The sequence below is a fragment of the Rhodanobacter sp. 7MK24 genome, assembly GCF_014842995.1.
Classification (GTDB): domain Bacteria; phylum Pseudomonadota; class Gammaproteobacteria; order Xanthomonadales; family Rhodanobacteraceae; genus Rhodanobacter_A.
In genome coordinates this window covers 22,062-43,035 of the sequence record NZ_JACYXL010000008.1, presented here as the reverse complement: position 1 = coordinate 43,035, position 20,974 = coordinate 22,062, and the positions used below count along the sequence as shown (strand labels likewise).

Sequence of the window (20,974 nt, the reverse complement as noted above, 5' to 3'; positions counted from 1 at the left end):
GGGCTTACGGCATCGTGCCTCGACGATGCTCTGACCCGGGCGTTGTTTCAGCTGCCATCACCCTGGGCAGCCGAATGAAAAGGACCGCGCTGTTTGCATGAGATCAGAGCCGCCCGGTCGCTTGCGGAAGTAGCGATCCGCTACGCTTCACCACGACCGAACCTGCGCCGGAGAGAGCATGCACATCGAGCCGCCGAATACCCGGCTGGGATCCTTCAGAGATTTCGCCAAGCACTATCTGATGATCGTGCTCAGCATCCTTACCGCGCTGGGGCTGGAGGCGTGGATCGAGCACACACACCACGCCCGCGCAGCCGAGGAAGCCAGCCAGCACATCCGCACCGAGCTGCTGGCAAACCTGGCCGACATACGCAAATCGATCAAGACCAACGAAGGGCTGATCGCCCCGCTACAGCACCTCGACGAAACCCTTACCGTCGATATACGCGACAACCTGCCCGCCGCGGCGATCAACCAGCATATCCAGGCGCAGAAGGATGCTTTCCGCCTCAGCATCAACTGGCCGACGTTCGCTTCGCAATCCTGGGACGTAGCCGTCGCCAACCAATCCGCCAGTTGGATCGATGACGCCCGGCTACGCCACTACTCGCGGGCCTACGCCGATCTGCGCGAGACCTCCGACTGGGTCTCGCACGACGGTATCGCCCTGCTCGACGTACCGGCCATGGAGCGGTTGCACACGCGCGTCGATCTAGGCGCGCCCGTCGACCCGCTGGAGTTCATCAGTACCGTGCGGCAAATGTTGCACACCTCGATGGAAACCCAATCGCATCTCCATCAACTGGAAAGCCATCTTCTCTACGCGCTCGGCAAGGACGCTGATGACGACACCGCAGCTGGGCACGCCGCAAGCCCCTAGCTCGCCAGGTACGCAAACCCGGCCTGGTAATCCGCTAGGCTTCACGACCGACCAAACTCGCGCCGGAGAACGCATGCATATCGAGCCCCAGAACACCCGGCTGGAGTCCTCCAGGGATTTCGCCAAGCACTACCTGATGATCGTGCTCAGCATCCTTACCGCGCTGGGGTTGGAGGCGTGGATCGAGCATGCGCACCGCGCGCATGCGGCCGCGGCTTCCAGCGCACGGATTGAGGCGGAAATCCGCACCAATCTCGACCTGACCGAGAAATCGCTGCAACAGGATTCCGCCCAACTGCAGCGACTCGCCACGATTCGCGATGCGATTGCCGCGGACCTCCGGGCGCATACGCCGGACGAAACGATCAGGCAGCACATCCTGGCGCTGACCCGGGACAACTTCGACCTCGACCTCAACTTCCCGCAGTTACGCCACGAGGCATGGGACGTGGCCGTGGCGGACCAATCCGCCAGCTGGATCGATCACGAGCACATGCAACGCTATTCCGTGGCCTATGCCAGCCAGCGCGAGTCCGTCAGTTTGCTCAATGAGGACACCGCGCTCATCATGAACGGCTCGGGCATGGTCAATACGATCGCCGACCTGGACACCGGCGAGGTGCAGCCCCGCGACTTCCTGCACACCATCAGCCAGATGCGTGCGCTCCTCGGCCAGACCACGCAGAACCTGCGCCATTTCGAAGACACGCTCAAGGCGGCGCTGCCTCCCGCAGGCAACGGGCCAGTCCAGCAGGCCGGGCACGCCTGAACGCTCAGAGCTCCAGCACAGCGTCCAGTCCGCGGTGCAGGCCGACAAGGCCCGGCACCTTGCGGATCGCCAGCAGCGCACCATCCACGTAGGGCTTGGCGCTCCCGCCCGCGTTGTGACGGATGCTGAGGGTCTGGTCGGGCAGGCCGAAGAGGGTTTCGGCGCCCAGCACGAAGCCCGGCAGGCGCACCGCATGCACCTGACTGCCGGCCAGGGTGCCTCCGCGCGTCTCGCGCAGGCCGCGGGTTTCTTCCAGCGGCACTTCCAGTCGCGGCTGGCGCACCTTGCCCATGCGCGTGGCCAGCTCGCGCACGGTGCCGCTGGGCGCGTCCGGCTTGCCGGCGTAGGCGTAGTCGATGATCTCCCATTGCGGCAGGATCTTCGCCGCCATCTCGGAGAACTTGATCAACAGCACCGCGGTGAGCGCGAAGTTGCCGCAGGCAAGCACGCCTCGCCCTTGCTTGCGCGCCGCCGCGTCGATCTGCGCGTAGTCCTCGTCGCCAAGCCCCGATGTACCCACCACTACGTGTGCACCACGCTCCAACGCGGCAAGCACGTTCGCCCGCGCGGTATCGGGATGGGTGTATTCGACGAACACGTCGCAGGGCGCGGCCAGTGCTTCGACCGCGTTGGCGAAGACCGGCGTGGCGATCGAGGCGTCACCCAGTGCTTCACCCAGCAGTTGGCCGGCGTGCCGACGCGATACCGCGGCGACCAGCTCCAGATCCGCACTGGCGGCAATGCCACACGCCAGTTCCGAGCCGGCCCAGCCGGTGGCGCCTGCCAGACATACCTTCAGCGTCATGCTTACCTCGCAGATCCATGCACTACGCCGGGACGCGGCATGGCAATCATCGACTTATCGGGAATATGGACGTCGATGGTACCCACGCAGACACCCGCCGTCATACTCTCCACCCGCGCCCGACGCGCGACCGGCGCAGACCGGAACCAGGTGATCCGCTACGCTCGTGCGGTCCCGCCTTCGCTGGAGCCACCATGCATCTCGAACCACCGCACGCCGAACTGACATCCTTCAAGGATTTCGCCAAGCACTATCTGATGATCGTGCTCAGCATCCTTACCGCGCTGGGGCTGGAGGCGTGGATCGAGCACGCGCATCGCACGCACGCAGCAGCCACGGCCAGCGCGCAGATCGAGGCGGAACTGCAGACCAACCTCGCCGATATCCAGCGGATGCGCGATGCAGATGCAAAGCGCCTCGCCTTGCTGACGCAACTGGACAACTACCTCGTCCAGGCGGTGAAGGACGGCACCAGTGCCGCCACGATCACGCAGCATATCGACACGCAAATGGAAGGCGATTTCTCTCTTGGACTGCAGTTGCCGAAACTGCGCCACGAAGCCTGGGACGTGGCCGTCGCCAACCAGGCCGCCGGCTGGATCGATGCCGGAAAGTTGCGTCACTACGCCACGATCTACGCCTATCAGAGCGATTTCGAACGGCGCGTCTCGTTCAACACCAGCGTCAACTTGCAAGGCTCGAGGATGAACGACATCGACGCCGACCTGAAGGCCGGTACCCTCCAGCCGCTCGAGGTCATGCATACCGTGAATTCCATGGCCTCGTCGCTGGGCGACACGGTCATCGCACTGGATTCCATGAAACGGGCTTTCGGACATGAGCTGCCCGGCCTCGTCGCAGCGACATCCGCCGCGCCGGCGCACTAAGCATCGCTGTCACGGGCCATGTGCCCACGAAAAAGCCCGGCCGAAGCCGGGCTTTTCGTTTCGGAAAAGAACGCGCGCCTTACTTCTTCTTCGGAATGTAGAGGTCGGTGATGGTGCCCTCGTAGACCTCGGCCGCCATGCCCACCGATTCGCCCAGGGTGGGATGCGGATGCACGGTGAGCGCGATGTCGGCGGCTTCGCTACCCATCTCGATCGCCAGCGCCAGTTCGGAGATCAGGTCGCCCGCGTTCACGCCGACCACGGCGCCGCCCACGATGCGATGGGTCTCTTCGTCGAAGATCAGCTTGGTGAAGCCTTCGGTGCGCGCGATGCCGATGGCACGGCCGGAAGCCGCCCACGGGAACTTGCCCACGCCCACCTTGAGGCCCTTCTCCTTCGCCTCGCGCTCGGTGACACCCACCCACGCCACTTCGGGATTGGTGAAGGCGACGGACGGGATTACGCGTGCATCGAAATGTGCCTTGTGGCCCGCCGCGACTTCCGCCGCCACGTGTGCCTCATGCACCGCCTTGTGCGCCAGCATGGGCTGGCCGACGATGTCGCCGATGGCGAAGATGTGCGGCACGTTGGTGCGCAGCTGCGTGTCCACGTTGATGAAGCCGCGCTCGGTCACCGCCACGCCGGCCTTTTCCGCGCCGATCTTGTTGCCGTTGGGCGAGCGGCCCACGGCCACCAGCACGCGGTCGAACACGCTGGTTTCGGGGATGCTCTCGCCTTCGTACTTGACCTCGATGCCCTTCTTGCCGGCCTTGGCCTCGGTCACCTTGGTCTTGAGGTGGATGCCCTTGACCTTGCCGCCCAGGCGCTTGGCCAGCGGCTTGACGAGATCGGCATCGGCGCCGGGGATGATCTGGTCCATGAACTCGACCACGGTCACTTCGCTGCCCAGCGCGGCATACACCGTGGCCATTTCCAGGCCGATGATGCCGCCACCGACGACCAGCAGCTTGCCGGGCACGTCCTTCATTTCCAGTGCGCCGGTGGAATCCATCACGCGCTCGTCGTCCCACGGGAACGCAGGCAGCTTCACCGACTGCGAACCGGCGGCGATGATCGCCTGCTCGAAACGGATGAGCTTCACGCCTTCGGGCGTCTGGACTTCCATCTCGTGCGGCGACACGAAGCTGCCGGTGCCGACCACCGCGCGCACCTTGCGCTGCTTGGCCATGCCGGCCAGACCCTTGGTGAGCTGGCCCACCACGCTGACCTTGAAGTCGCGCAGCTTGGCCAGGTCGAGCTTGGGCTTGCCGAAAGTGACGCCGTGCGCGGCCATCGCCTCGGCTTCGTCGATCACCGCGGCGGCGTGCAGCAGCGCCTTGGAGGGGATGCAGCCCACGTTGAGGCAGACGCCGCCCAGGGTGTCGTAGCGCTCCACCAGCACGGTGTCGAGGCCGAGGTCGGCGGCGCGGAACGCGGCCGAATAGCCGCCGGGGCCGGAGCCGAGGACGACGAGCTGGCAGGTGATGTCCGCGGTTTTCCCAGTAACAGCTGCCGCCTGCGGTGCTTTCGCCTCCTCTCTCCTTTGGGGAGAGGATTGAGGTGAGGGGCGGGCGCTTGCGGAAGCGCTCGGCGGGGCCGTCCCCTCACCCCTGCCCTCTCCCCGGGGGGGAGAGGGGGGCGCGACGCCGGCTTCGGCGGCGGTTTCCAAAAGCAGGATGACCGTGCCCTCGGATACCTCGTCGCCCAGCTTCACCTTGAGTTCCTTCACCGTGCCGGCGGCGCTGGAGGGCACTTCCATCGTCGCCTTGTCCGACTCCAGCGTGATGAGGCTCTGTTCCTTCGTCACCGTGTCGCCGGCCTTCACCAGCACCTCGATCACCGGCACGTTGTCGTGGCCGCCGATGTCGGGAACCTTGATTTCGATCGTGTTCGCCATGGGGAATCCTTTGTTCTTGTTCGCTACCTGTTGAGGCGGTGCCGTGAGCACCCGCCCCTCACCCTGCCCTCTGCCCCGTTTACCAAATTTGTTTACGGGGGAGAGGGGAAAAGCAGGGCGTCAGAGCAGCAAGCGGCGGATGTCGCCGAGCTGCTTCGCCACGAAGGCGGCGAAGCGGGCGGCGAGTGCGCCATCGATCACGCGGTGGTCGTAGGAGAGCGACAACGGCAGGATCAGGCGCGGCGCGAATTCCTTGCCGTTCCACACCGGCTTGATCGCCGACTTGGAGACGCCGAGGATGGCCACTTCCGGCGCGTTGACGATGGGCGTGAACGCGGTGCCGCCGATGCCGCCCAGCGAGCTGATGGAGAAGCAGCCGCCGGACATGTCGTTCGGCCCCAGCTTCTTGTCGCGCGCCTTCTTGGAGATCTCGCCCAGCTCGCGGGCGAGGTCGAGCAGGCCCTTCTTGTCCACGTCGCGGATCACCGGCACCACCAGGCCGTCGGGCGTGTCCACCGCGATGCCTACGTGGAAGTACTTCTTGAGGATCAGCTTCTCGCCGGTCTCGTCCAGCGAGGCGTTGAACTGCGGGAACTCCTTCAGCGCCGCCACCACCGCCTTCATCTGGAACACCAGCGGGGTGATCTTGAGGTCCTTGTTCTCCTCGCCGAGCTTCTTGCGGAAGGCCTCCAGCTCGGTGATGTCGGCGTCCTCGTGCTGGGTGACGTGCGGAATCATCGCCCAGTTGCGTGCGAGGTTGGCGCCGGAAATCTTCTGGATGCGCGAGAGCGCCTTCTCCTCGACCGGGCCGAACTTGCTGAAGTCCACCTTGGGCCACGGCAGCAGGTTGAGGCCACCGCCGGCGGCGACGGGCGCACCGCCCTGCACCGGCCGCGCGCCCGAGGCCAGCGCGTGCTTGACGTAGGCGCTGATGTCGTCGCGCACGATGCGGCCGCCGCGCGCACTGCCCTTCACCTGCTGGATGTCCACGCCCAGCTCGCGCGCGAAGGCGCGCACCGCGGGGCTGGCGTAGGGCGCGTCGCCCGGCATCACGATGTTGGCGTCGAACGGCGGGCGCACCTCCGGTGGTACGTCACCCTCCGGCGGGTTGCCGGGCAGCACGCCACGGCCCCCCTGGGGGTCGGGCTTTTCTTCCGCTTTTGGAGCGGGAGCCGGGGCGGGCGCAGGAGCCGGAGCAGCGGGTGCGGGGGCCGCACCCTCGGCCTCGATCAACGCGATCAGCGCGCCTTCGGAAACCTCGTCGCCCAGCTTCAACTTCATTTCCTTCACCACGCCGGCAAACGGCGCAGGCACTTCCATCGTGGCCTTGTCGGATTCCAGCGTGATCAGGCCCTGGTCCTTGGCGACACGGTCGCCCGCCTTCACCAGCACCTCGATCACCGGCACGCCGCCGTGGCCGCCGATGTCGGGCACGCGCGCTTCGCGGACGCCACCACCACTGCTGGCGGCCTGGGGGGCAGGCGCAGGAGTGGGGGCGGGTGCCGGCGCGGCCGCTGCGGGAGCCGGGCTGGGTGCAGCCGCCGGTTGCGGCGCGGGGGCCGAGGCAGCGCCCTCGGCTTCGATCAGGGCGATCACCGCGCCCTCGGAAACTTCCTGTCCAAGCTTCACTTTCACTTCCTTGACCACGCCCGCGAACGGTGCCGGCACCTCCATCGTGGCCTTGTCCGACTCCAGCGTGATCAGGCTCTGTTCCTTCTCCACCCGGTCGCCGGGTTTGATCAGCACCTCGATCACCGGCACGTTGTCGTGACCGCCGATGTCGGGTACGCGGGCTTCTTGGATGGCCATGGTGTCTCCTGCGGATGGCGAGGGCAGACCGCAAAGGGGGACAGAGAGCGGCCGCAAGACTTGCATGATAGCGAACGAGGCATCCGGCGGAAGCACTACTTTCGCCGCCCCTGCACATGCGCATACGTATGCATGGCGTGACGGGCACCCCGTGACGTGCAGCCCATGCGGTCCCCTGCCTCGCCACCGCACACTGCATCCATCGCCCATAGCCGCCGCAACCATGCTCAGCATCAACCGCCTGTCCAAGACCTACGCCAATGGCGTGCGTGCGTTGCGCGATATCTCGCTGGAGATTCCCAATGGCATGTTCGGCCTGCTGGGGCCAAACGGCGCGGGCAAGTCCTCGCTGATGCGCACCATTGCGACCTTGCAGGAACCGGACGAAGGCAGCGTCCGGCTGGACGACCTGGACCTGCTGGCCAACAAGGAAGCCACCCGCCGCCTGCTCGGCTACCTGCCCCAGGAATTCGGGGTGTATCCGAAAGTTTCCGCGGAAGCGATGCTGGATCACTTCGCGGTGCTCAAGGGCGTCATCGCCAGGGGCGAGCGTCGGGAGCTGGTGGAGGCGCTGCTGCGTCAGGTGAACCTGTGGGACGTGCGCAAGCGCAAGCTGGGCACCTATTCCGGCGGCATGCGCCAACGCTTCGGCATCGCGCAGGCGCTGATCGGCGACCCGCGGCTGGTGATCGTGGACGAGCCCACCGCCGGCCTCGATCCGGAGGAACGCAACCGCTTCCTGAACCTGCTGGCCGAGATCGGCGAGCGCGTGGTGGTGATCCTCTCCACCCATATCGTCGAGGACGTCACCGACCTCTGCCAGCGCATGGCGATCATCGGCCAGGGCCAGGTGCTGCTCACCGGCGAGCCGCACGAGGCGATCCGCGCGCTGGAGGGCAGGGTCTGGCGGCGCAGCATCGACAAGGCCGAGCTGGACGGCTACCGCGCCCGCATGAACATCCTCTCCACCCGCCTCGCCGGCGGCCGCACCCTGCTGCACGTACTGGCCGACGAACAGCCGGAGGCGGGCTTCGAGCCGGTGGCACCCGACCTGGAAGACGTCTACTTCGGCCGCCTGCGGGCCCAGGCCACCACCCGTGCCGCCTGACGGACGGGCAGCCATGTTCCTCGAAATCCTCCGCTTTGAATTGCGTCAGCAACTGAAGGCGCCGCTGTTCTGGATCATCGCCGCGGTGTTTGCCGGACTGGCCTTCATCCTCACCTGTACCGACGCAGTGACGGCGGGCGGCGCCAGCGGCAATGTGCTGCGCAATGCCCCGCTGGTAATCGTGCGCCTGCTCAATGCGCTAGCGCCGCTGTGCATGCTTCTGGCCGCCGCTTTCGTGGCCGGCGCCGCGCTGCGCGACTTCGACCTAGGCACCTCCGAGCTGGTGTTCTCCACGCCATTGCGCAAGCGCGACTATCTGGGCGGCCGCTTTGCTGCGGGCCTGCTGGTGATGGTGGCGATCATGCTGCTGTGCGCGCTGGCGCTGGCCGTAGGCGGCAGCATGCCGTGGATTGACGCGACCCGGCTGGGTCCGCCGGACTGGCGCGGCTATCTCTGGGCATTCGGCGTGATGGTGTTGCCCAACCTGCTGTTCATCGCCGCAGCGCTGTTCCTGCTCGCCACCGCCACGCGCTCGCTGCTGGCCACGCTGATCGGCGTGATCGCCTTCATTGTGCTGTTGTCCATCGCCAAGCTGCTCACCCAGGACGTGAACCACTACACGCTGGCGGCCATCCTCGACCCATTCGGCAGTCGCACGCTGCAGATCGTCACGCGCTATTGGGCACCGGAACAGACCAACCACCAGTTGCCGCCGCTGGATGGCCTGCTGCTGTTCAACCGGCTGCTGTGGATCGGTGTGGCCGTGGTGCTGGCCGCCACCGCCTTCGCGCTCTTCCGTCCGGACCGCGAAGGCATCAAGCTGCGCCGCCGCGCGAAACGCGCCGAGCCGCCGATGCTGCGCCCTGCCTTCATGGCCAGCACGATGGCCATGCCCAAGGTGCGGCTGGCCAACGATTGGCGCGCGCGACTGGTCCAGTTGCGGCAACTGACGGTATTCGAGGCAGGCAGCGTGTTGCGCGGCGTTCCGTTCCTGGTGATGGTGGCCTTCGGCCTGGTCAACCTGGTGTTCGCGCTGGCGCTGAGCGGTCGCATCTACGGCACCGCCACCTACTCGGTGACGCACAGCGTGCTGGACATGGTCATCGGCGGCACGCACTGGCTGCTGTACGTGATCGTGATGTTCTATGCCGGCGAACTCGTGTGGCGCGAACGCAACCAGCACAGCGCCGAGGTGAGCGACGCGTTTCCCTTGCCCGACTGGATTTCGCTGGCCGCGAAGCTAGGCGCGTTGCTGGCGGTGATCGTGCTCTACATGTTCGCCGGCGCCGTGTTCGGCATAGGCTGGCAGCTGACCCACGGCTACACGCACATCGAGCCCGGGCTTTATCTCGGCACGCTGGCGCTGCAGGCGATTCCGTTGGTGCTGCTGGCAGTGCTGGCCCTGTTCCTGCAGGTAGCCACCAACAACCGTTATGTGGGCTATCTGCTGGTGATCCTCTGGTTCGTCAGCCAACTCGCCCTGCCTTGGCTGCACTGGGACCACAACCTGTACAACTACGCCGGCGCGCCCGACGTGCCTTATTCGGATTTGAACGGCTTCGGCCACTTCCTGACCGGCGCACTGTGGTTCTACGGCTACTGGGCCTGCCTGGCGCTGGCGCTGCTGGTGCTCGCCGCGCTGCTGTGGGTGCGCGGCACCGGGGAAGGCTGGACGGAGCGGCTGCGCGAAGCCCGCGCGCGCCTGCACCCTGCCCTGGCGATGGTGCTGGCTTTTGCACTGCTGGGTTTCGTCGGCGTCGGCGGCTGGATCTTCTACAACACCAACGTGCTCAACCATTACGAGAACGGCACGGTGCAGCAGCGCGAACACGCCGACTACGAAAAGCAGTACGCGAAGTACGCCGACCTGCCGCAGCCACGCATCACCGCGGTGAAGGCCGAGGTCGACATCCATCCGTACCGGCGGCAATTGCATATTCATGCGCACTACACCTTGGTCAACAAGCACGACGTGCCTGTCACCGAACTGCTGGTGAACTACACCGCCGGTTTCGAACCGAGGACACTCGCGTTCGCACCGCACGACACGGAGAACTTCGACCACCGCCTCGGCGTGGCCATCTACAAGCTCAGGACGCCGTTGGCGCCTGGCGCGTCGATGCCCTTCGACTTCGACCTCGACTACGCGCCCAAGGGCTTCACCAATGGCACCGGCGAGACCTTCCTGGTGCACAACGGCACTTTCTTCAACAGCTCGGTGCTGCCGCATTTCGGCTACCAGACCGGCGCGCAGCTCACCGATCGCAACGATCGCCGCAAGTACGGGCTGAAGGGCGAGCCGCCGCGCATGCCGCCGCTGGGCGACGAAAAGGCGCGCGCCAACACCTACATCGCCAACGACGCGGACTGGATCGATTTCGACACCACTGTCTCCACCGCCGCCGACCAGATCGCGCTGGCACCCGGCACGCTGGTGCAGGAATGGACCCAGGGCGGCCGCCGTTATTTCCACTACACGATGCAGCAGCCGATGCTGCCGTTCTTCGCCTGGCTGTCGGCGCGCTACGCGGTGAAGACCGTGGACTGGAAGGGCGTAGCCATCTCGATCTACTACAACCCCGATCATGCCTGGAACGTCGACCGGATGATCGAGGGTGTAAAGGACTCGCTGGACTACTACGACGCCCACTACACACCGTACCAGTTCAAACAGCTGCGCATCGTGGAGTTCCCCGGCTACGCCTCGTTCGCCCAGAGCTTCGCCAACACCATCCCGTTCTCCGAGTCCATCGGCTTCATCGCCGACCTGCGCGATACCAGCCAGATCGACTACGTGTACTACGTGACCGCGCACGAAGTGGCGCACCAGTGGTGGGCGCACCGCGTGATCGGCGCGGACATGCAGGGCTCGACCATGCTCAGCGAGTCGCTGGCGCAGTACAGCGCGCTGATGGTGATGAAGCAAAGGTACGGCGCCGACCAGATGCGCAAGTTCCTCAAGTACGAGCTGGACAGGTATCTAGCCGGTCGCAGCACCGACAAGGTGGCCGAGGAGCCGTTGGCCAAGGTGGAGAACGAACAGTACATTCACTACAACAAGGGCTCGGTGATCTTCTACGCGTTGCAGGACTATGTGGGCGAAAACAGGCTCGACGCTGTCCTCAAGCAGTTCCTGCTCGACAAAGGCTTCCAGCAACCGCCCTACACCACCTCGAAGGAATTCATGAATGCGTTGTCCGCCGGACTTGGGCCGCAATGGCAGCCGCTGCTCGACGACTTTTTCTGGAAGATCACCCTGTTCGACGACCGCATGCTCAGCGCCACCGCGAAGGAACTGCCCGACGGCAGATACGAGGTGACGATGGAAGTGCACGCCGGCATGGTTCATGCCGACGGCAAGGGCAAGGAGGCATCTGCCGCGCCCGATATCCCCATCGACATCGGCGTGTTCGCCGCTTCGCCCGGCGGCGGCAAGGACGGCAGGCCGCTGTACCTGAAGAAGCGCATGCTGCCCGATGGCGACAGCACCGTCACCGTGACCGTGGACGGCAAGCCCGCGATGGCCGGCATCGACCCGTACAACGAACTGGTCGACAAGGTGCCGGACGACAACCGCAAGACGGTGACGGTGCAATAACCGGAACCTCGCGACAGCGCATCCTGCGCGAGACGCTCCTGCGCCTGACGTCGCGCACGGGACTGCAACTCAGCGGCTGCGTTCGTCGATATCGCTGACGCGGCCGTCGACCAGGGTGACCACGATCACCCTGCCGTCGTGGCGGTACTGCCATTGCTCGCCCGAAACCGCCTTGCCGGCAAGCGGGCGTGCACGTTTGCCGTGGCGTCCCTTGTCCTGTCCCTTGGCGTGCGACTTGTGCGAAGGCTTGCCAAGCAGCGCGGTCACGGTGGCTGCGCTGTCGCCCACCACCAGAACATGACTGCCCACGCGCAAACTGTCGGTGGCGACAACTCTGTCGGCGCCAACGAACAGCAGGCACACCAGCAAGCCGGCAAACAGGTTGCGATGCATGACACGCGCCTCGTGCGGGGGGCGCGCCGCGCCCGGTCAGGCAAACTAGCCCGCACGCATCGGCGAACGACACAGATGCACGCCGAGGATCGGGTGGGTGCGGCGCCCGCATCCGCGTAGCTGCCTGCCGTCAGGAGCGTGCGTGGCTGGCCAGGTCGTGCATGTCCAGGTGAATTCCGCGCAGGCGTGGCAGTTGCCGACGCAAGCCCTTGGCGAATGCCTCCGGCAGGCCGGCAATCGCTCGTTCGAAGGCGCGTAACAACGCCGCTTCGTCTTGCGCCAGTTCACGGATCCAGGTGCTGTCGCGCCGCGTGCCGGCATGCGCCATCGTTTCGAACAACCGCCAACGCAACGCAGCGCGCCAACTGCCACGTGTGCGCGGCTCACCGCCGGCCTGCTCCACTTCGTGCTGCACGTCGGCGATGACGGCAGCAAGCGTCTGCGCATCCTCCTCCAGTACCGCGCGCAGGCCAGGCTCGTTCACGGCCGAGGCAGCACGACGATACAAGCGGCACAAATCGATGCCACGGCGGATCAGTGGATTGCAGATAGTGCCTGCGAGGATGGTTGTCATGGTCGCCCCCCGATATCGGCGCTGGGAGAGATGACGCCATCCTCGTGCATAGGCACTTAGCGGGAGATTAATCTGCGCCCACCAATTCTCTCCTCCGCCAACCCTCACTCACCAATCTGCAACAGGTTCAGCGCACGACCATGGTCGTCGCGCACACCCTGCTGCAATGCCGACAACTGCTGGATCGCCGGGCACAAGGCGGCGATCTGCGGACGCAACGCCTGCATCCGCTGGCGCATGCGCGGCTCCAGCTGCGTCGCGAGGTTCGCGGCGCGATCGCGCAGGTCGGCGGCGCCCTGCAGGTCGCCGTTCATCGCCGCGTTCAGTGCCTGCTGGCCAAGATCCCCTGCGACCAACGGCAGCAGATCGCCTTGGATCCGGGTGACGAACTGGTTCATTGCATCGCCCTGCCAGTCCTTGGTGCTGTTGCTGGTCGCTATGCGCTGCTTCAGGCTGGCCGCGTCCGCCGCCAGCCGCTGGTCGAGCTGTACGCGCGTATCGGCGTCCAAACCCATACCCGCCGCCTCCTCATGCAGCCCCCGCACCGCGATATCCACGCCCCGCTGGGCCACCGCACGCACACGGGGCGCCAGCGCACGCAGATCTCGCTCGAACAAGGCGAGGCGGTCCTGGTCCTCCGCATCCAACCTCACCGCCACGCCATCCACACGCAAGTTACCCTGGCTCAACTCCACCCGCACCGGTGCGGGCGAAGGGCGATCGAACAGCAGGCTGTCCGGCTGCAGCGTCACGTCGTAGCTGCTGGTGGCACGGCAGGTGGTAGCCAGATCCTGTGCGTGCAGCGGCAACGCGACGAACAACGGCAGCAGAAAAGACGTCAGGCGTGGAAGGCGCATCGGGGAAATTCCAGGAACACGATGGCGCAGCGATACCTTCCGCCGGAGCAACCCCTGCTGAACATAGGCAACGCCGCCACGGAAACACCCTGCAAATGGGGCGCTTTCCATGCAGCGCACGGATGCCAACCCACGCAGGGCTGTAAGGGCCTGTCCACCATCTCCCTATGGCTCGAACAGGCAACGGCCGCTGGCATGGCCAAGTTGGACACCCTCGGTTTCCGGATACGACGCGGAGTAGCTGCCGTGTCCATCCCATCGGCGGGAGTTGCTCCCAAACCCTCGATACGGCCTGCTGGTAGTCCCGGCGGGTTGAACCAGGCCGTCTACTTCTCTGGACTACCTCCCTTTGACTCGGGCAGCCCGTTCTGCGCCCATCGGGTCGGCCTCGTCGTGCCGCTGCTCCTGCGGTGGCGCGGGTCAGCCAAGGGAGGTGACTTGGGCGTCGGCAGGGAAACGAAAACGCCTCGTTCCTTAGGACAACGCAAAGCCTCTGGCTGGGGACGGCTGGATTGGAGATATTGAACAGGCCATAAGCGCCATACACGGAGCCCGGTCCATTCAGCAATGCATCCGCTCCAACCAGTTGCCCTTGCTCAACGGCGACGGCGGAACTGTCCGCGCACTACCGGCAGTCCCAATTGCCACGTCAGCCACAGCAGCACGGGGATCGCAGCGGCCTTCAACACCAGCGTCATGCGGTAGACGCGCCGCGCATGCACTACGGCCTGGCTAAGGAGGGCATCGTGGCCGAACTGGGCCAGCGCGTCGGCACTCGAGTGCTCGAACTGCGGCCACTGCGCCAGCATCATGCTGTGGGCGCTGGCCAGCGCCCACAGCACCAGCGCGCCGCAAGCCGCGCGCAGCGGTATTCGCGCCCAACCCTGGCGCAGGATGCAACCGGCACACAGCACGATCAGCACGAAGGCAGCCACGAAATAGCCGATGTCCCAGGCGAGCATGCGGTGCATCGCGAGACTGTCCGCAGGCGACAGATTCGCCCGCTGCGCCCAGAGCAACTGGGCGTGGCCAAGATTCACCACGCAGCCAAACGCTGCCAGCAGCAACACCAGCCAGACCATGACACGCCAAAATGCGAAGCTTCGCGGAGCTAGACCTGCCTCGGCCCGTACCGTCACCGCCATCAGGGAGTTGCCTTCTGCAGGCCGGCGAGGTCGGCCAGCACCTGGCCGGAATTCGCCTTGGGATCCACATCGACGTAGACCTTGGCGATCTTGCCCTGCGGGTCGATCAGGAAGGTGGTGCGCTTGGCGTAGTGCATGCCCACCATGCTGCCGAGCACGCCATATTCGGAGGCCGTCTTGCGATCCGAGTCGGCGAGCAGCGGGAACGGCACGTGGTACTTGGCGGCAAAATCCGCATGCGACTTCACGTCGTCCAGGCTTACGCCCACCACCGACGCACCTGCCTGCCGCAGTTTGGCGACGTCGTCGCGGAAAGTGCAGACCTCGGTAGTGCAGCCGGGCGTGAAATCCTTGGGATAGAAATACAGGACGAGCCAGTGGCCGTGGTAATCGGCGGGGCTGTGCCAATGACCGTTCTGGTCCTGCAGGCGGAAGGTCGGCGCGGCGGTACCGGCCTGCGGCAACGCGTCGTCGGCAAAGGCGGGAGCGACGAGCAGGCCGCACAGCAAAGTCAAGGCGAACAACACTGAAAGGCGGCGCATCGCGGTACTCCGTGGAATGGCACTCCCCAGTGTACGCCGCTGTACAAGCGAAGGGCGCCATGGGGCGCCCTTCGCTTGTACGGTTGACCTGATCGCTCAGGGACGGCTGATGGTGAACCGTCCCACCGACACGCCAAGGTTGATGCCTTCGCCATGGCCGGCCAGCGCCAGCGAAGTAGTGCCCTTGGTCAACACCTGCACGGTGCCGCTCTTCACCACGCCGGCCTCGGCACCGGCCTGCACGTACCCGCCAAATACATCGTCGAGGTCGCGCACATGCGTGATGTCTCCGGTGCCATGGTCGATGCGGTATTTGCCGGCGGTGAGGCCACCGCCCACGATCGAGATTTTCACCGCCGCCTGCTGGCCGTTGTCGCAGCGCACGGTACCGCTGCCTTCGGCGTGCTTGTAGATGGCCGACCAACCCGACAGGCTGAAATCGAGGTGGCATTTCAGGTTCGCCTCTGCAGCATGGGCTGGCATGGCCGGCACGATTGCCAAAGTGCCCGTACCCAGCAACAGGGCGGCGGCCAAGGCGAGAGTACGCTTGCTCATTGTCGTCTCCTCAGTTTGCGAGCTTGTTGCGCCCGGCCAAACCTTTGGCGGGAACGCGTGATCCAGCGTCACCGCAGCATCGTGATGGGGGCGTGAGCCTCGCGCGCTTTCGTTCATTTTGATGTTTCGCTAACACAACGGGATCCACACTGCGCCTGACACGGCTTCGCCGCGGCGGGAGTAGGCATGCCCAAGTATTCGCTGGTCGGTTACGACGGCTCGGATGCCGCCCGGCGCGCCTTCGCGTTCGCGATGGAACTCGCGCGCTGCGGCGGCGGCCGGGTGCGCGTGGTGTCAGTGCTGCAGGTGGCTGAAGGCGGCGATACTTGCGCCCTGATGATGACCGACAGCGGCACCCAGCGTGCGCAAGAGCTCAACGACGAGCTGGTCGCGCTCGATCCCGACACCGCTCGTCTCGTCGACATCGAACTCACCCATGGCAGTCCCGGCGACGTATTGCTCAGTCAGGTCGCCCAGCACGACATCGACCATATCGTGATCGGTCACACCGAACGCGGCGCGCTGGCGCGCTGGCTGGTCGGCTCGGTTTCCGACAACGTGCTGGCAGGCGCGCACGTGCCTGTGACGGTGGTGCGCTGAACCGGCTTCAACGGCCGGCGGGCACGGAGTCCTGTTCCCGCGACTCTGCGTCGATCTTGCGCTGCGCCTGCTGCTCCAGCTTCAGCCTGGCGACGTCGACCGGACGAATCTTCGTGATGAAACACGGCGGATAGCCGCGACCGGTAAGCACCTTGTCGAAGTTCATCGACACTTCGTTGGCGAAGGAAGTGAGCCCGATGGCGTTCGCGAATTCCAGGTTCGGGCACGTGCCCACGTCCAGCAGCCACGCACGGTTGGCCTGCGTATAGACGGCCAACTGGCCGTCGCTCAACGGCTCCCACGAGTACAGCTCGTAGAAATGAAAGCTGCGTACCGGCGCACCGGCGGCGGCCGCGTAGGCGGCTTGGCGTTGGGCCACCCGCTGCGCATACGGCACGCTGGAGCAGGCGCTCATTGCCATCGCCAACACAACGACCACCCACGAGGCTGTGCGGAACATGGCTGCGTCTCCTTTCTTCGATGCGCATTGGAACGCACGAATGGCAAGCCGGTGCACCAACGCTATTTCTTGCTCCCCTTCTTCGACAGCGCCTGCCACTGGCCGGACACGAAGCCGCCCACCTCGTAGACCAGCTCCACCTTCTTCTCGCCGTCCTGCATGGTGACGGGCAGGCTGATCTTTTTCGACTTCTCCAGCAGGGCGATGAAACCCTTGTCGTCGCGGATCATCAGCGCCGGCTCACCCGTGGGCGGCGCAAAGGCCTTGATCGGGTGCGGCTTGTCGTCGAACTTCGCGGCGATGGTGCAATCGCCCTTGCAGACGAATCCGTGGGCGTCGCTGTACAGGAAGGCACTCTGGCCCCAACTGGTGTGCCGGCGCAGCACCAGCCGCACGCGCACGTCGGCGGGCTGGCTCTCGTAGATAGCCGCGGTGGACTGGGTGCCGCCTTCCATCGGCGCCACCTGGTATTGCCACAGCGCAGCGAGGCGCGCCTTTTCGCTGTTCTCCTTCCAGCGCTTCTCGATGTCGGGCAGGGTCTGTTGCACTTCCTTCGCCGCCGCACTGCCGGGGAAGCGCTGCACGATGTCCTCGCCCATCGACACCGCCATCTGGTCGTTGTGTATGCGCAACAACTGGCGATAGGTGTCGAGGTTGCGCGACGCCTCGTCGGCTTGCGCCTGCGCTTGCTGTTGCGCGGCGTCCGGCGCGGGCGCGGGCGCGCCCTGCGAACAACCCGCGAGGATCAAGGTGCCGGCAAGGGCGGCGAGTGCGTAGCGGGAGCGAAACGGCGCAGGGAGCATCGGCGAACATCCGGAGCGGAACCAGCGGTTAGCTTGGAACGATCCCGAGCCGCGACGCAAGCTCATTCGCCCATGGCGGGCTGCCCGCCATAGCGTTCGCGCAGGGCCGCGCGATAACGGCGGCTGCACGGAACTGCCGTGCCGTCGCGCAGGCGCAGGCGCGCATCGCCGCTTTCCAACGGCTCGATCTCGGCAAGGTAGTCGAGGTTGACGAAGTAGCCGCGATGCACGCGCAGGAAACGCGCCGGGTCCAGCCGCGCCTCGATGCCGGCCATGGTGCTGCGCAACGGATAGTCGCGCCCGCGCACGTGCAGGTTCACGTAGTTGCCCGCGGCCTGCAGCCACTCGATCTCGCTGGCGTTGAGCAGGAACTCCTTGCCCAGCTTGCGCACCAGGAAACGTACCGGCCGCTCGACCGGCTCCACCGGCGGCCCATCATCCGGTTCGGCCAGCAGCTTCGCCTCGCCTTGCTGGCGCAGCAACCACAGCCGCGACAGGCAGATCAGCGCGACGATGGTGAAATAGCTGCGGATGTCCTTCAGATACTCGTAGCCGAAGTTCGGCCACCACGCGCCGAAATGGTAGTGATGCCCGGCCATTCCGTAAGCCAGCTTGCGCAGCCCGACCATGCCGGCCACGTGCACCAGGCTGAACGCCACGCTGGCCAGCAGATGCCACGGCAGGCTGTGGCGCCACGTATCGAAGCGGAATGGGCAGCGCCGCTCCGCCGCCTTGACGAAGGGAATCAGCAGCAGGACCAGCAGCGCGCTGCTCGATTCCCTCACCCATGGCTCCCAGGCTGCCGTGCGGGCATCGTCGATCTGCGCAACGATGCAGTTGAACACCGTATTGAGAGCGAACAGTGCTACCCAGAAGGCCACCTCGACCGAGGTGGGCCAACGCTGAAAATCCCTGTATCCGACATCCGCCTGCTCGTTCATCCCGGCGATTCTACGTGGCCGCGGCGGAATCCCCATGCGCCCCGTCCCGCGTCGAAGTCAGTTCGTCCCTGGCCGCCCACGATCCGTCACCGCGCGCTGGGATTGGCAGTGGTGCGGGCCCATGCTGGCCACTGTCCATCCCGTCCGGAGCGATACGATGAAAAGGCGCGACTTGCTGAAGGCTGCCGCCACCCTTCCCCTGCTGCCCTTGCTTATGCGCAGCGGCACGAGCCTGGCGCGCGGCGCCGGTGCTCTCGCGACCACCTTGCGCTCGCGGGTACGTCCGGGCCAGCCAGGCTGGCCCACGGCCACGGAATGGGAGCAACTGAAGCGGCAGGTCGGTGGCCGGTTGCTGAAGCTGGAGCCACCGTTCGCCCATGGCGAGGCGTCGCAGACACTCAAGCAACTGGACAACCCGTTCGCGGTGGGCGACAACCCGGCACTGACCCAGACCAGCGGCTGGGCCAACGCATGGACCTCCCAACCCAGCGCCTACGCAGTGGCGGCGGAGAGCGCGGCCGACGTGGTCGCCGCCGTCGACTTCGCGCGCCGGCACCACCTACGGCTGGTGGTAAAAGGCGGCGGCCACAGCTACCAGGGCACCTCGGACGCACCGGATTCGTTGCTGGTGTGGACGCGCCACATGAACCAGGTGAGCCTGCACGATGCCTTCGTGCCGCAAGGCTGCGCCGGCTTCGTGGCACCGCAGGCGGCGGTGAGCGTGCAGGCGGGCGCCATGTGGATCGACGCCTACAGCGCCGTGACCACCCGGGGTGGCCGTTACGTACAGGGCGGCGGCTGCACCACAGTGGGCGTGGCCGGGCTGGTGCAGAGTGGCGGCTTCGGCAGCCTGTCGAAGCGCTGGGGCACCGCGGCGTCCAACCTGCTGGAAGCCGAAGTCGTTACCGCCGACGGCGAGGTGCGCATCGCCAATGCCCGCACGAACCCGGAGCTGTTCTGGGGTCTCAAGGGCGGCGGCGGCGGCAGCCTTGGCGTCGTCACGCGACTGACCCTGCGCACCTTCGAGCTGCCCGAGTTCTTCGGCGCGGTCAACCTCACCATCAAGGCCAGCTCGGACGCGGCTTACCGCGCCTTGATCGCCGAGGCGGTGAGCTTCTATCAACGCGCGCTGTTCAATCCGCACTGGGGCGAGCAGCTGAAATTCTACGGTGGCGACACCTTCGAAGTTTCCATGATGTTCCAAGACCTCACCAAGCAGCAGGCAGAACAGACCTGGGCACCCTTCCTGGCCTGGGTACAGGCCCGCAGGGATTGCCGCGTCACCAAGCCATTCGAGGCGCTGGCGGCACCGGCCCGGCATCTCTGGGACGTCGAATTCCTGCGCAAGCACCTACCGGACGCCATCGTGCCGGACGACCGGCCGGATGCGCCCCGCCACCACTTCGCGTGGGCCGGCGACCGCGACCAGGCGGGCTGGTTTATCTATGGCTACCAGTCCGCGTGGCTGCCGGCTTCGCTACTGCAACCGGGACGGCAGACGCCGTTGGTGGATGCTTTGTTCGAGGCTGCGCGGCACTTCGGCGTCTCACTGCATCTCAACAAGGGCCTGGCTGGCGCGCCGGCGGACGTGATCGCCCGCGCCCGCGACACCGCCACGCATCCACAGGTGCTTGACGCCTTCGCCCTCGCGATCAGTGCCAATGGCGGCGATCCCGCCTTTCCCGGCATGCCGGGCGGGAAGCCCGACCTGGCCAGGGCGCGGCGCGATGCCACAGCCATCGAACATACGATGGCCGCGTTGCGCGCCGTAGCGCCGGATGCGGGCTCCTACGTCTCGGAAAGCGACTACTTCCTGCATGACTGGCAGCAGGGCTTCTGGGGCAGTAACTATCCGCGCCTCGCCGCGGCGAAGCGCAAGTACGACCCGGACGGCCTGTTCTTCGTGCACCACGGCGTCGGCAGCGAGAACTGGAGCCCGGATGGTTTCACCCAGTTGCGGACGTAGCACGCGAACCCGCTCGGTTTTCGCTGTCCAGCGTGGAAGTCGAGATGCTCCACGCTGGCGATCTCGTCCAGCCACATCCAACAGTGCCAGCCGGGTTCGTCGGGCCGCTCCAGCCACAGCCCGCCGTCGATGCCCAGGTGTTGCTCGGCAGGGTCGAAATAGACCTGCGCGCTGGCACGTTCCGCGATCACGCCTTCGCAGATGCCGCCGTCTTTCAGCGTCAGGCGCACGTGCCCATTGGCGGAAAGCTTGCTCGCTATCGCTTGAAGTGCCGCTACGGCGGCCGGATCGGAATAGACATGCCTGGCGGACCTGCCCATCGGTACATATCTCCTCGGGGAAGGCCGCTCCCACGGTAGCCGCGTGCGGGGAAAGCCCGGATCAA

General features: G+C 65.9%; 20 protein-coding genes. 7 read left to right on the top strand and 13 right to left on the bottom strand.

Going from position 1 to position 20,974, the window contains the following annotated elements; all coding sequences use genetic code 11:
* The first annotated feature begins 178 nt into the window (after positions 1–178).
* Together IHE49_RS13085 and IHE49_RS13080 are read left to right on the top strand one after the other, a co-directional pair.
* Positions 179–880, top strand: coding sequence for a hypothetical protein (locus IHE49_RS13085; protein WP_192158591.1), 702 nt, complete (start codon positions 179–181; stop codon positions 878–880).
* A gap of 73 nt (positions 881–953) precedes the next feature.
* Positions 954–1,649, top strand: a complete 696-nt coding sequence (locus IHE49_RS13080) for a hypothetical protein (protein WP_192158589.1) — start codon at positions 954–956, stop codon at positions 1,647–1,649.
* Between the two features lie 4 nt (positions 1,650–1,653).
* Here IHE49_RS13080 and dapB read toward each other — a convergent pair whose 3' ends face one another.
* A complete protein-coding gene (gene dapB / locus IHE49_RS13075) occupies positions 1,654–2,454 on the bottom strand; it encodes a 4-hydroxy-tetrahydrodipicolinate reductase (protein ID WP_192158587.1) in 801 nt (266 codons plus the stop codon).
* A gap of 194 nt (positions 2,455–2,648) precedes the next feature.
* On the opposite strand from dapB, the gene IHE49_RS13070 reads away from it, so the two are divergent.
* On the top strand, positions 2,649–3,341 hold the full coding sequence (locus IHE49_RS13070; RefSeq protein WP_192158585.1) for a hypothetical protein: 693 nt from the start codon (positions 2,649–2,651) through the stop codon (positions 3,339–3,341).
* A gap of 79 nt (positions 3,342–3,420) precedes the next feature.
* On the opposite strand, the gene lpdA is transcribed toward IHE49_RS13070, so the two are convergent.
* The gene (gene lpdA, locus IHE49_RS13065) at positions 3,421–5,238 is read right to left on the bottom strand and encodes a dihydrolipoyl dehydrogenase (RefSeq protein ID WP_192158584.1); all 1,818 of its coding nucleotides are present in this window, start codon (positions 5,236–5,238) and stop codon (positions 3,421–3,423) included.
* A 120-nt stretch (positions 5,239–5,358) separates the two neighbouring features.
* Positions 5,359–7,047 carry a dihydrolipoyllysine-residue acetyltransferase gene (gene aceF, locus IHE49_RS13060; protein ID WP_192158582.1) on the bottom strand — a complete coding sequence of 563 codons (1,689 nt, stop codon included), beginning with the start codon at positions 7,045–7,047 and terminating at the stop codon, positions 5,359–5,361.
* 223 nt (positions 7,048–7,270) lie between these two features.
* Between aceF and IHE49_RS13055 the strand changes: the two genes are divergently transcribed.
* Both IHE49_RS13055 and IHE49_RS13050 read left to right on the top strand, forming a co-directional pair.
* Positions 7,271–8,155, top strand: a complete 885-nt coding sequence (locus IHE49_RS13055) for an ABC transporter ATP-binding protein (protein WP_192158580.1) — start codon at positions 7,271–7,273, stop codon at positions 8,153–8,155.
* Between the two features lie 13 nt (positions 8,156–8,168).
* A complete protein-coding gene (locus tag IHE49_RS13050; protein ID WP_192158579.1) occupies positions 8,169–11,753 on the top strand; it encodes a M1 family aminopeptidase in 3,585 nt (1,194 codons plus the stop codon).
* Positions 11,754–11,822: 69 nt separating this feature from the next.
* On the opposite strand, the gene IHE49_RS13045 is transcribed toward IHE49_RS13050, so the two are convergent.
* From IHE49_RS13045 to IHE49_RS13020, 6 genes are all read right to left on the bottom strand, one after another.
* A complete protein-coding gene (locus tag IHE49_RS13045) occupies positions 11,823–12,146 on the bottom strand; it encodes a DUF2845 domain-containing protein (protein ID WP_192158578.1) in 324 nt (107 codons plus the stop codon).
* A gap of 130 nt (positions 12,147–12,276) precedes the next feature.
* Positions 12,277–12,720, bottom strand: coding sequence for a PA2169 family four-helix-bundle protein (locus IHE49_RS13040; RefSeq protein WP_192158576.1), 444 nt, complete (start codon positions 12,718–12,720; stop codon positions 12,277–12,279).
* Between the two features lie 104 nt (positions 12,721–12,824).
* Positions 12,825–13,577 (bottom strand): DUF2884 family protein, encoded by a 753-nt coding sequence (locus tag IHE49_RS13035; RefSeq protein ID WP_192158574.1) that lies wholly within the window; start codon positions 13,575–13,577, stop codon positions 12,825–12,827.
* 596 nt (positions 13,578–14,173) lie between these two features.
* On the bottom strand, positions 14,174–14,659 hold the full coding sequence (locus tag IHE49_RS13030) for a hypothetical protein (RefSeq protein WP_192158572.1): 486 nt from the start codon (positions 14,657–14,659) through the stop codon (positions 14,174–14,176).
* A gap of 62 nt (positions 14,660–14,721) precedes the next feature.
* The gene (locus IHE49_RS13025) at positions 14,722–15,264 is read right to left on the bottom strand and encodes a peroxiredoxin (RefSeq protein WP_192158570.1); all 543 of its coding nucleotides are present in this window, start codon (positions 15,262–15,264) and stop codon (positions 14,722–14,724) included.
* Between the two features lie 96 nt (positions 15,265–15,360).
* Complete coding sequence (locus IHE49_RS13020; protein ID WP_192158568.1) at positions 15,361–15,819, bottom strand: hypothetical protein; 459 nt, start codon at positions 15,817–15,819, stop codon at positions 15,361–15,363.
* A gap of 186 nt (positions 15,820–16,005) precedes the next feature.
* Between IHE49_RS13020 and IHE49_RS13015 the strand changes: the two genes are divergently transcribed.
* On the top strand, positions 16,006–16,419 hold the full coding sequence (locus IHE49_RS13015; protein ID WP_192158566.1) for a universal stress protein: 414 nt from the start codon (positions 16,006–16,008) through the stop codon (positions 16,417–16,419).
* Between the two features lie 7 nt (positions 16,420–16,426).
* Here IHE49_RS13015 and IHE49_RS13010 read toward each other — a convergent pair whose 3' ends face one another.
* The 3 genes from IHE49_RS13010 to IHE49_RS13000 all read right to left on the bottom strand — a co-directional run bounded on the left by IHE49_RS13010 (position 16,427) and on the right by IHE49_RS13000 (position 18,623).
* Positions 16,427–16,879: a DUF6491 family protein gene (locus IHE49_RS13010; protein ID WP_192158564.1), complete on the bottom strand. Its 453-nt coding sequence runs from the start codon at positions 16,877–16,879 to the stop codon at positions 16,427–16,429.
* A 62-nt stretch (positions 16,880–16,941) separates the two neighbouring features.
* Positions 16,942–17,682, bottom strand: a complete 741-nt coding sequence (locus IHE49_RS13005; RefSeq protein WP_192158562.1) for a hypothetical protein — start codon at positions 17,680–17,682, stop codon at positions 16,942–16,944.
* A 62-nt stretch (positions 17,683–17,744) separates the two neighbouring features.
* Positions 17,745–18,623 (bottom strand): LytTR family DNA-binding domain-containing protein, encoded by an 879-nt coding sequence (locus tag IHE49_RS13000; RefSeq protein WP_192158561.1) that lies wholly within the window; start codon positions 18,621–18,623, stop codon positions 17,745–17,747.
* Between the two features lie 157 nt (positions 18,624–18,780).
* On the opposite strand from IHE49_RS13000, the gene IHE49_RS12995 reads away from it, so the two are divergent.
* Positions 18,781–20,589 (top strand): FAD-dependent oxidoreductase, encoded by a 1,809-nt coding sequence (locus IHE49_RS12995; protein ID WP_192158559.1) that lies wholly within the window; start codon positions 18,781–18,783, stop codon positions 20,587–20,589.
* On the opposite strand, the gene IHE49_RS12990 is transcribed toward IHE49_RS12995, so the two are convergent.
* Positions 20,472–20,909: a DUF3247 family protein gene (locus tag IHE49_RS12990; RefSeq protein WP_192158558.1), complete on the bottom strand. Its 438-nt coding sequence runs from the start codon at positions 20,907–20,909 to the stop codon at positions 20,472–20,474. The two genes, IHE49_RS12995 and IHE49_RS12990, sit on opposite strands and share 118 nt — an antisense overlap.
* Positions 20,910–20,974 lie beyond the last annotated feature (65 nt).

Bases quoted from the DNA above. Each gene is read 5' to 3' on its own strand.
- IHE49_RS13085 (WP_192158591.1), top strand. From the start codon at position 179: ATGCACATCGAGCCGCCGAATACCCGGCTGGGATCCTTCAGAGATTTC.
- IHE49_RS13080 (WP_192158589.1), top strand. From the start codon at position 954: ATGCATATCGAGCCCCAGAACACCCGGCTGGAGTCCTCCAGGGATTTC.
- dapB (WP_192158587.1), bottom strand. From the start codon at position 2,454: ATGACGCTGAAGGTATGTCTGGCAGGCGCCACCGGCTGGGCCGGCTCG.
- IHE49_RS13070 (WP_192158585.1), top strand. From the start codon at position 2,649: ATGCATCTCGAACCACCGCACGCCGAACTGACATCCTTCAAGGATTTC.
- lpdA (WP_192158584.1), bottom strand. From the start codon at position 5,238: ATGGCGAACACGATCGAAATCAAGGTTCCCGACATCGGCGGCCACGAC.
- aceF (WP_192158582.1), bottom strand. From the start codon at position 7,047: ATGGCCATCCAAGAAGCCCGCGTACCCGACATCGGCGGTCACGACAAC.
- IHE49_RS13055 (WP_192158580.1), top strand. From the start codon at position 7,271: ATGCTCAGCATCAACCGCCTGTCCAAGACCTACGCCAATGGCGTGCGT.
- IHE49_RS13050 (WP_192158579.1), top strand. From the start codon at position 8,169: ATGTTCCTCGAAATCCTCCGCTTTGAATTGCGTCAGCAACTGAAGGCG.
- IHE49_RS13045 (WP_192158578.1), bottom strand. From the start codon at position 12,146: ATGCATCGCAACCTGTTTGCCGGCTTGCTGGTGTGCCTGCTGTTCGTT.
- IHE49_RS13040 (WP_192158576.1), bottom strand. From the start codon at position 12,720: ATGACAACCATCCTCGCAGGCACTATCTGCAATCCACTGATCCGCCGT.
- IHE49_RS13035 (WP_192158574.1), bottom strand. From the start codon at position 13,577: ATGCGCCTTCCACGCCTGACGTCTTTTCTGCTGCCGTTGTTCGTCGCG.
- IHE49_RS13030 (WP_192158572.1), bottom strand. From the start codon at position 14,659: ATGGTCTGGCTGGTGTTGCTGCTGGCAGCGTTTGGCTGCGTGGTGAAT.
- IHE49_RS13025 (WP_192158570.1), bottom strand. From the start codon at position 15,264: ATGCGCCGCCTTTCAGTGTTGTTCGCCTTGACTTTGCTGTGCGGCCTG.
- IHE49_RS13020 (WP_192158568.1), bottom strand. From the start codon at position 15,819: ATGAGCAAGCGTACTCTCGCCTTGGCCGCCGCCCTGTTGCTGGGTACG.
- IHE49_RS13015 (WP_192158566.1), top strand. From the start codon at position 16,006: ATGCCCAAGTATTCGCTGGTCGGTTACGACGGCTCGGATGCCGCCCGG.
- IHE49_RS13010 (WP_192158564.1), bottom strand. From the start codon at position 16,879: ATGTTCCGCACAGCCTCGTGGGTGGTCGTTGTGTTGGCGATGGCAATG.
- IHE49_RS13005 (WP_192158562.1), bottom strand. From the start codon at position 17,682: ATGCTCCCTGCGCCGTTTCGCTCCCGCTACGCACTCGCCGCCCTTGCC.
- IHE49_RS13000 (WP_192158561.1), bottom strand. From the start codon at position 18,623: ATGAACGAGCAGGCGGATGTCGGATACAGGGATTTTCAGCGTTGGCCC.
- IHE49_RS12995 (WP_192158559.1), top strand. From the start codon at position 18,781: ATGAAAAGGCGCGACTTGCTGAAGGCTGCCGCCACCCTTCCCCTGCTG.
- IHE49_RS12990 (WP_192158558.1), bottom strand. From the start codon at position 20,909: ATGGGCAGGTCCGCCAGGCATGTCTATTCCGATCCGGCCGCCGTAGCG.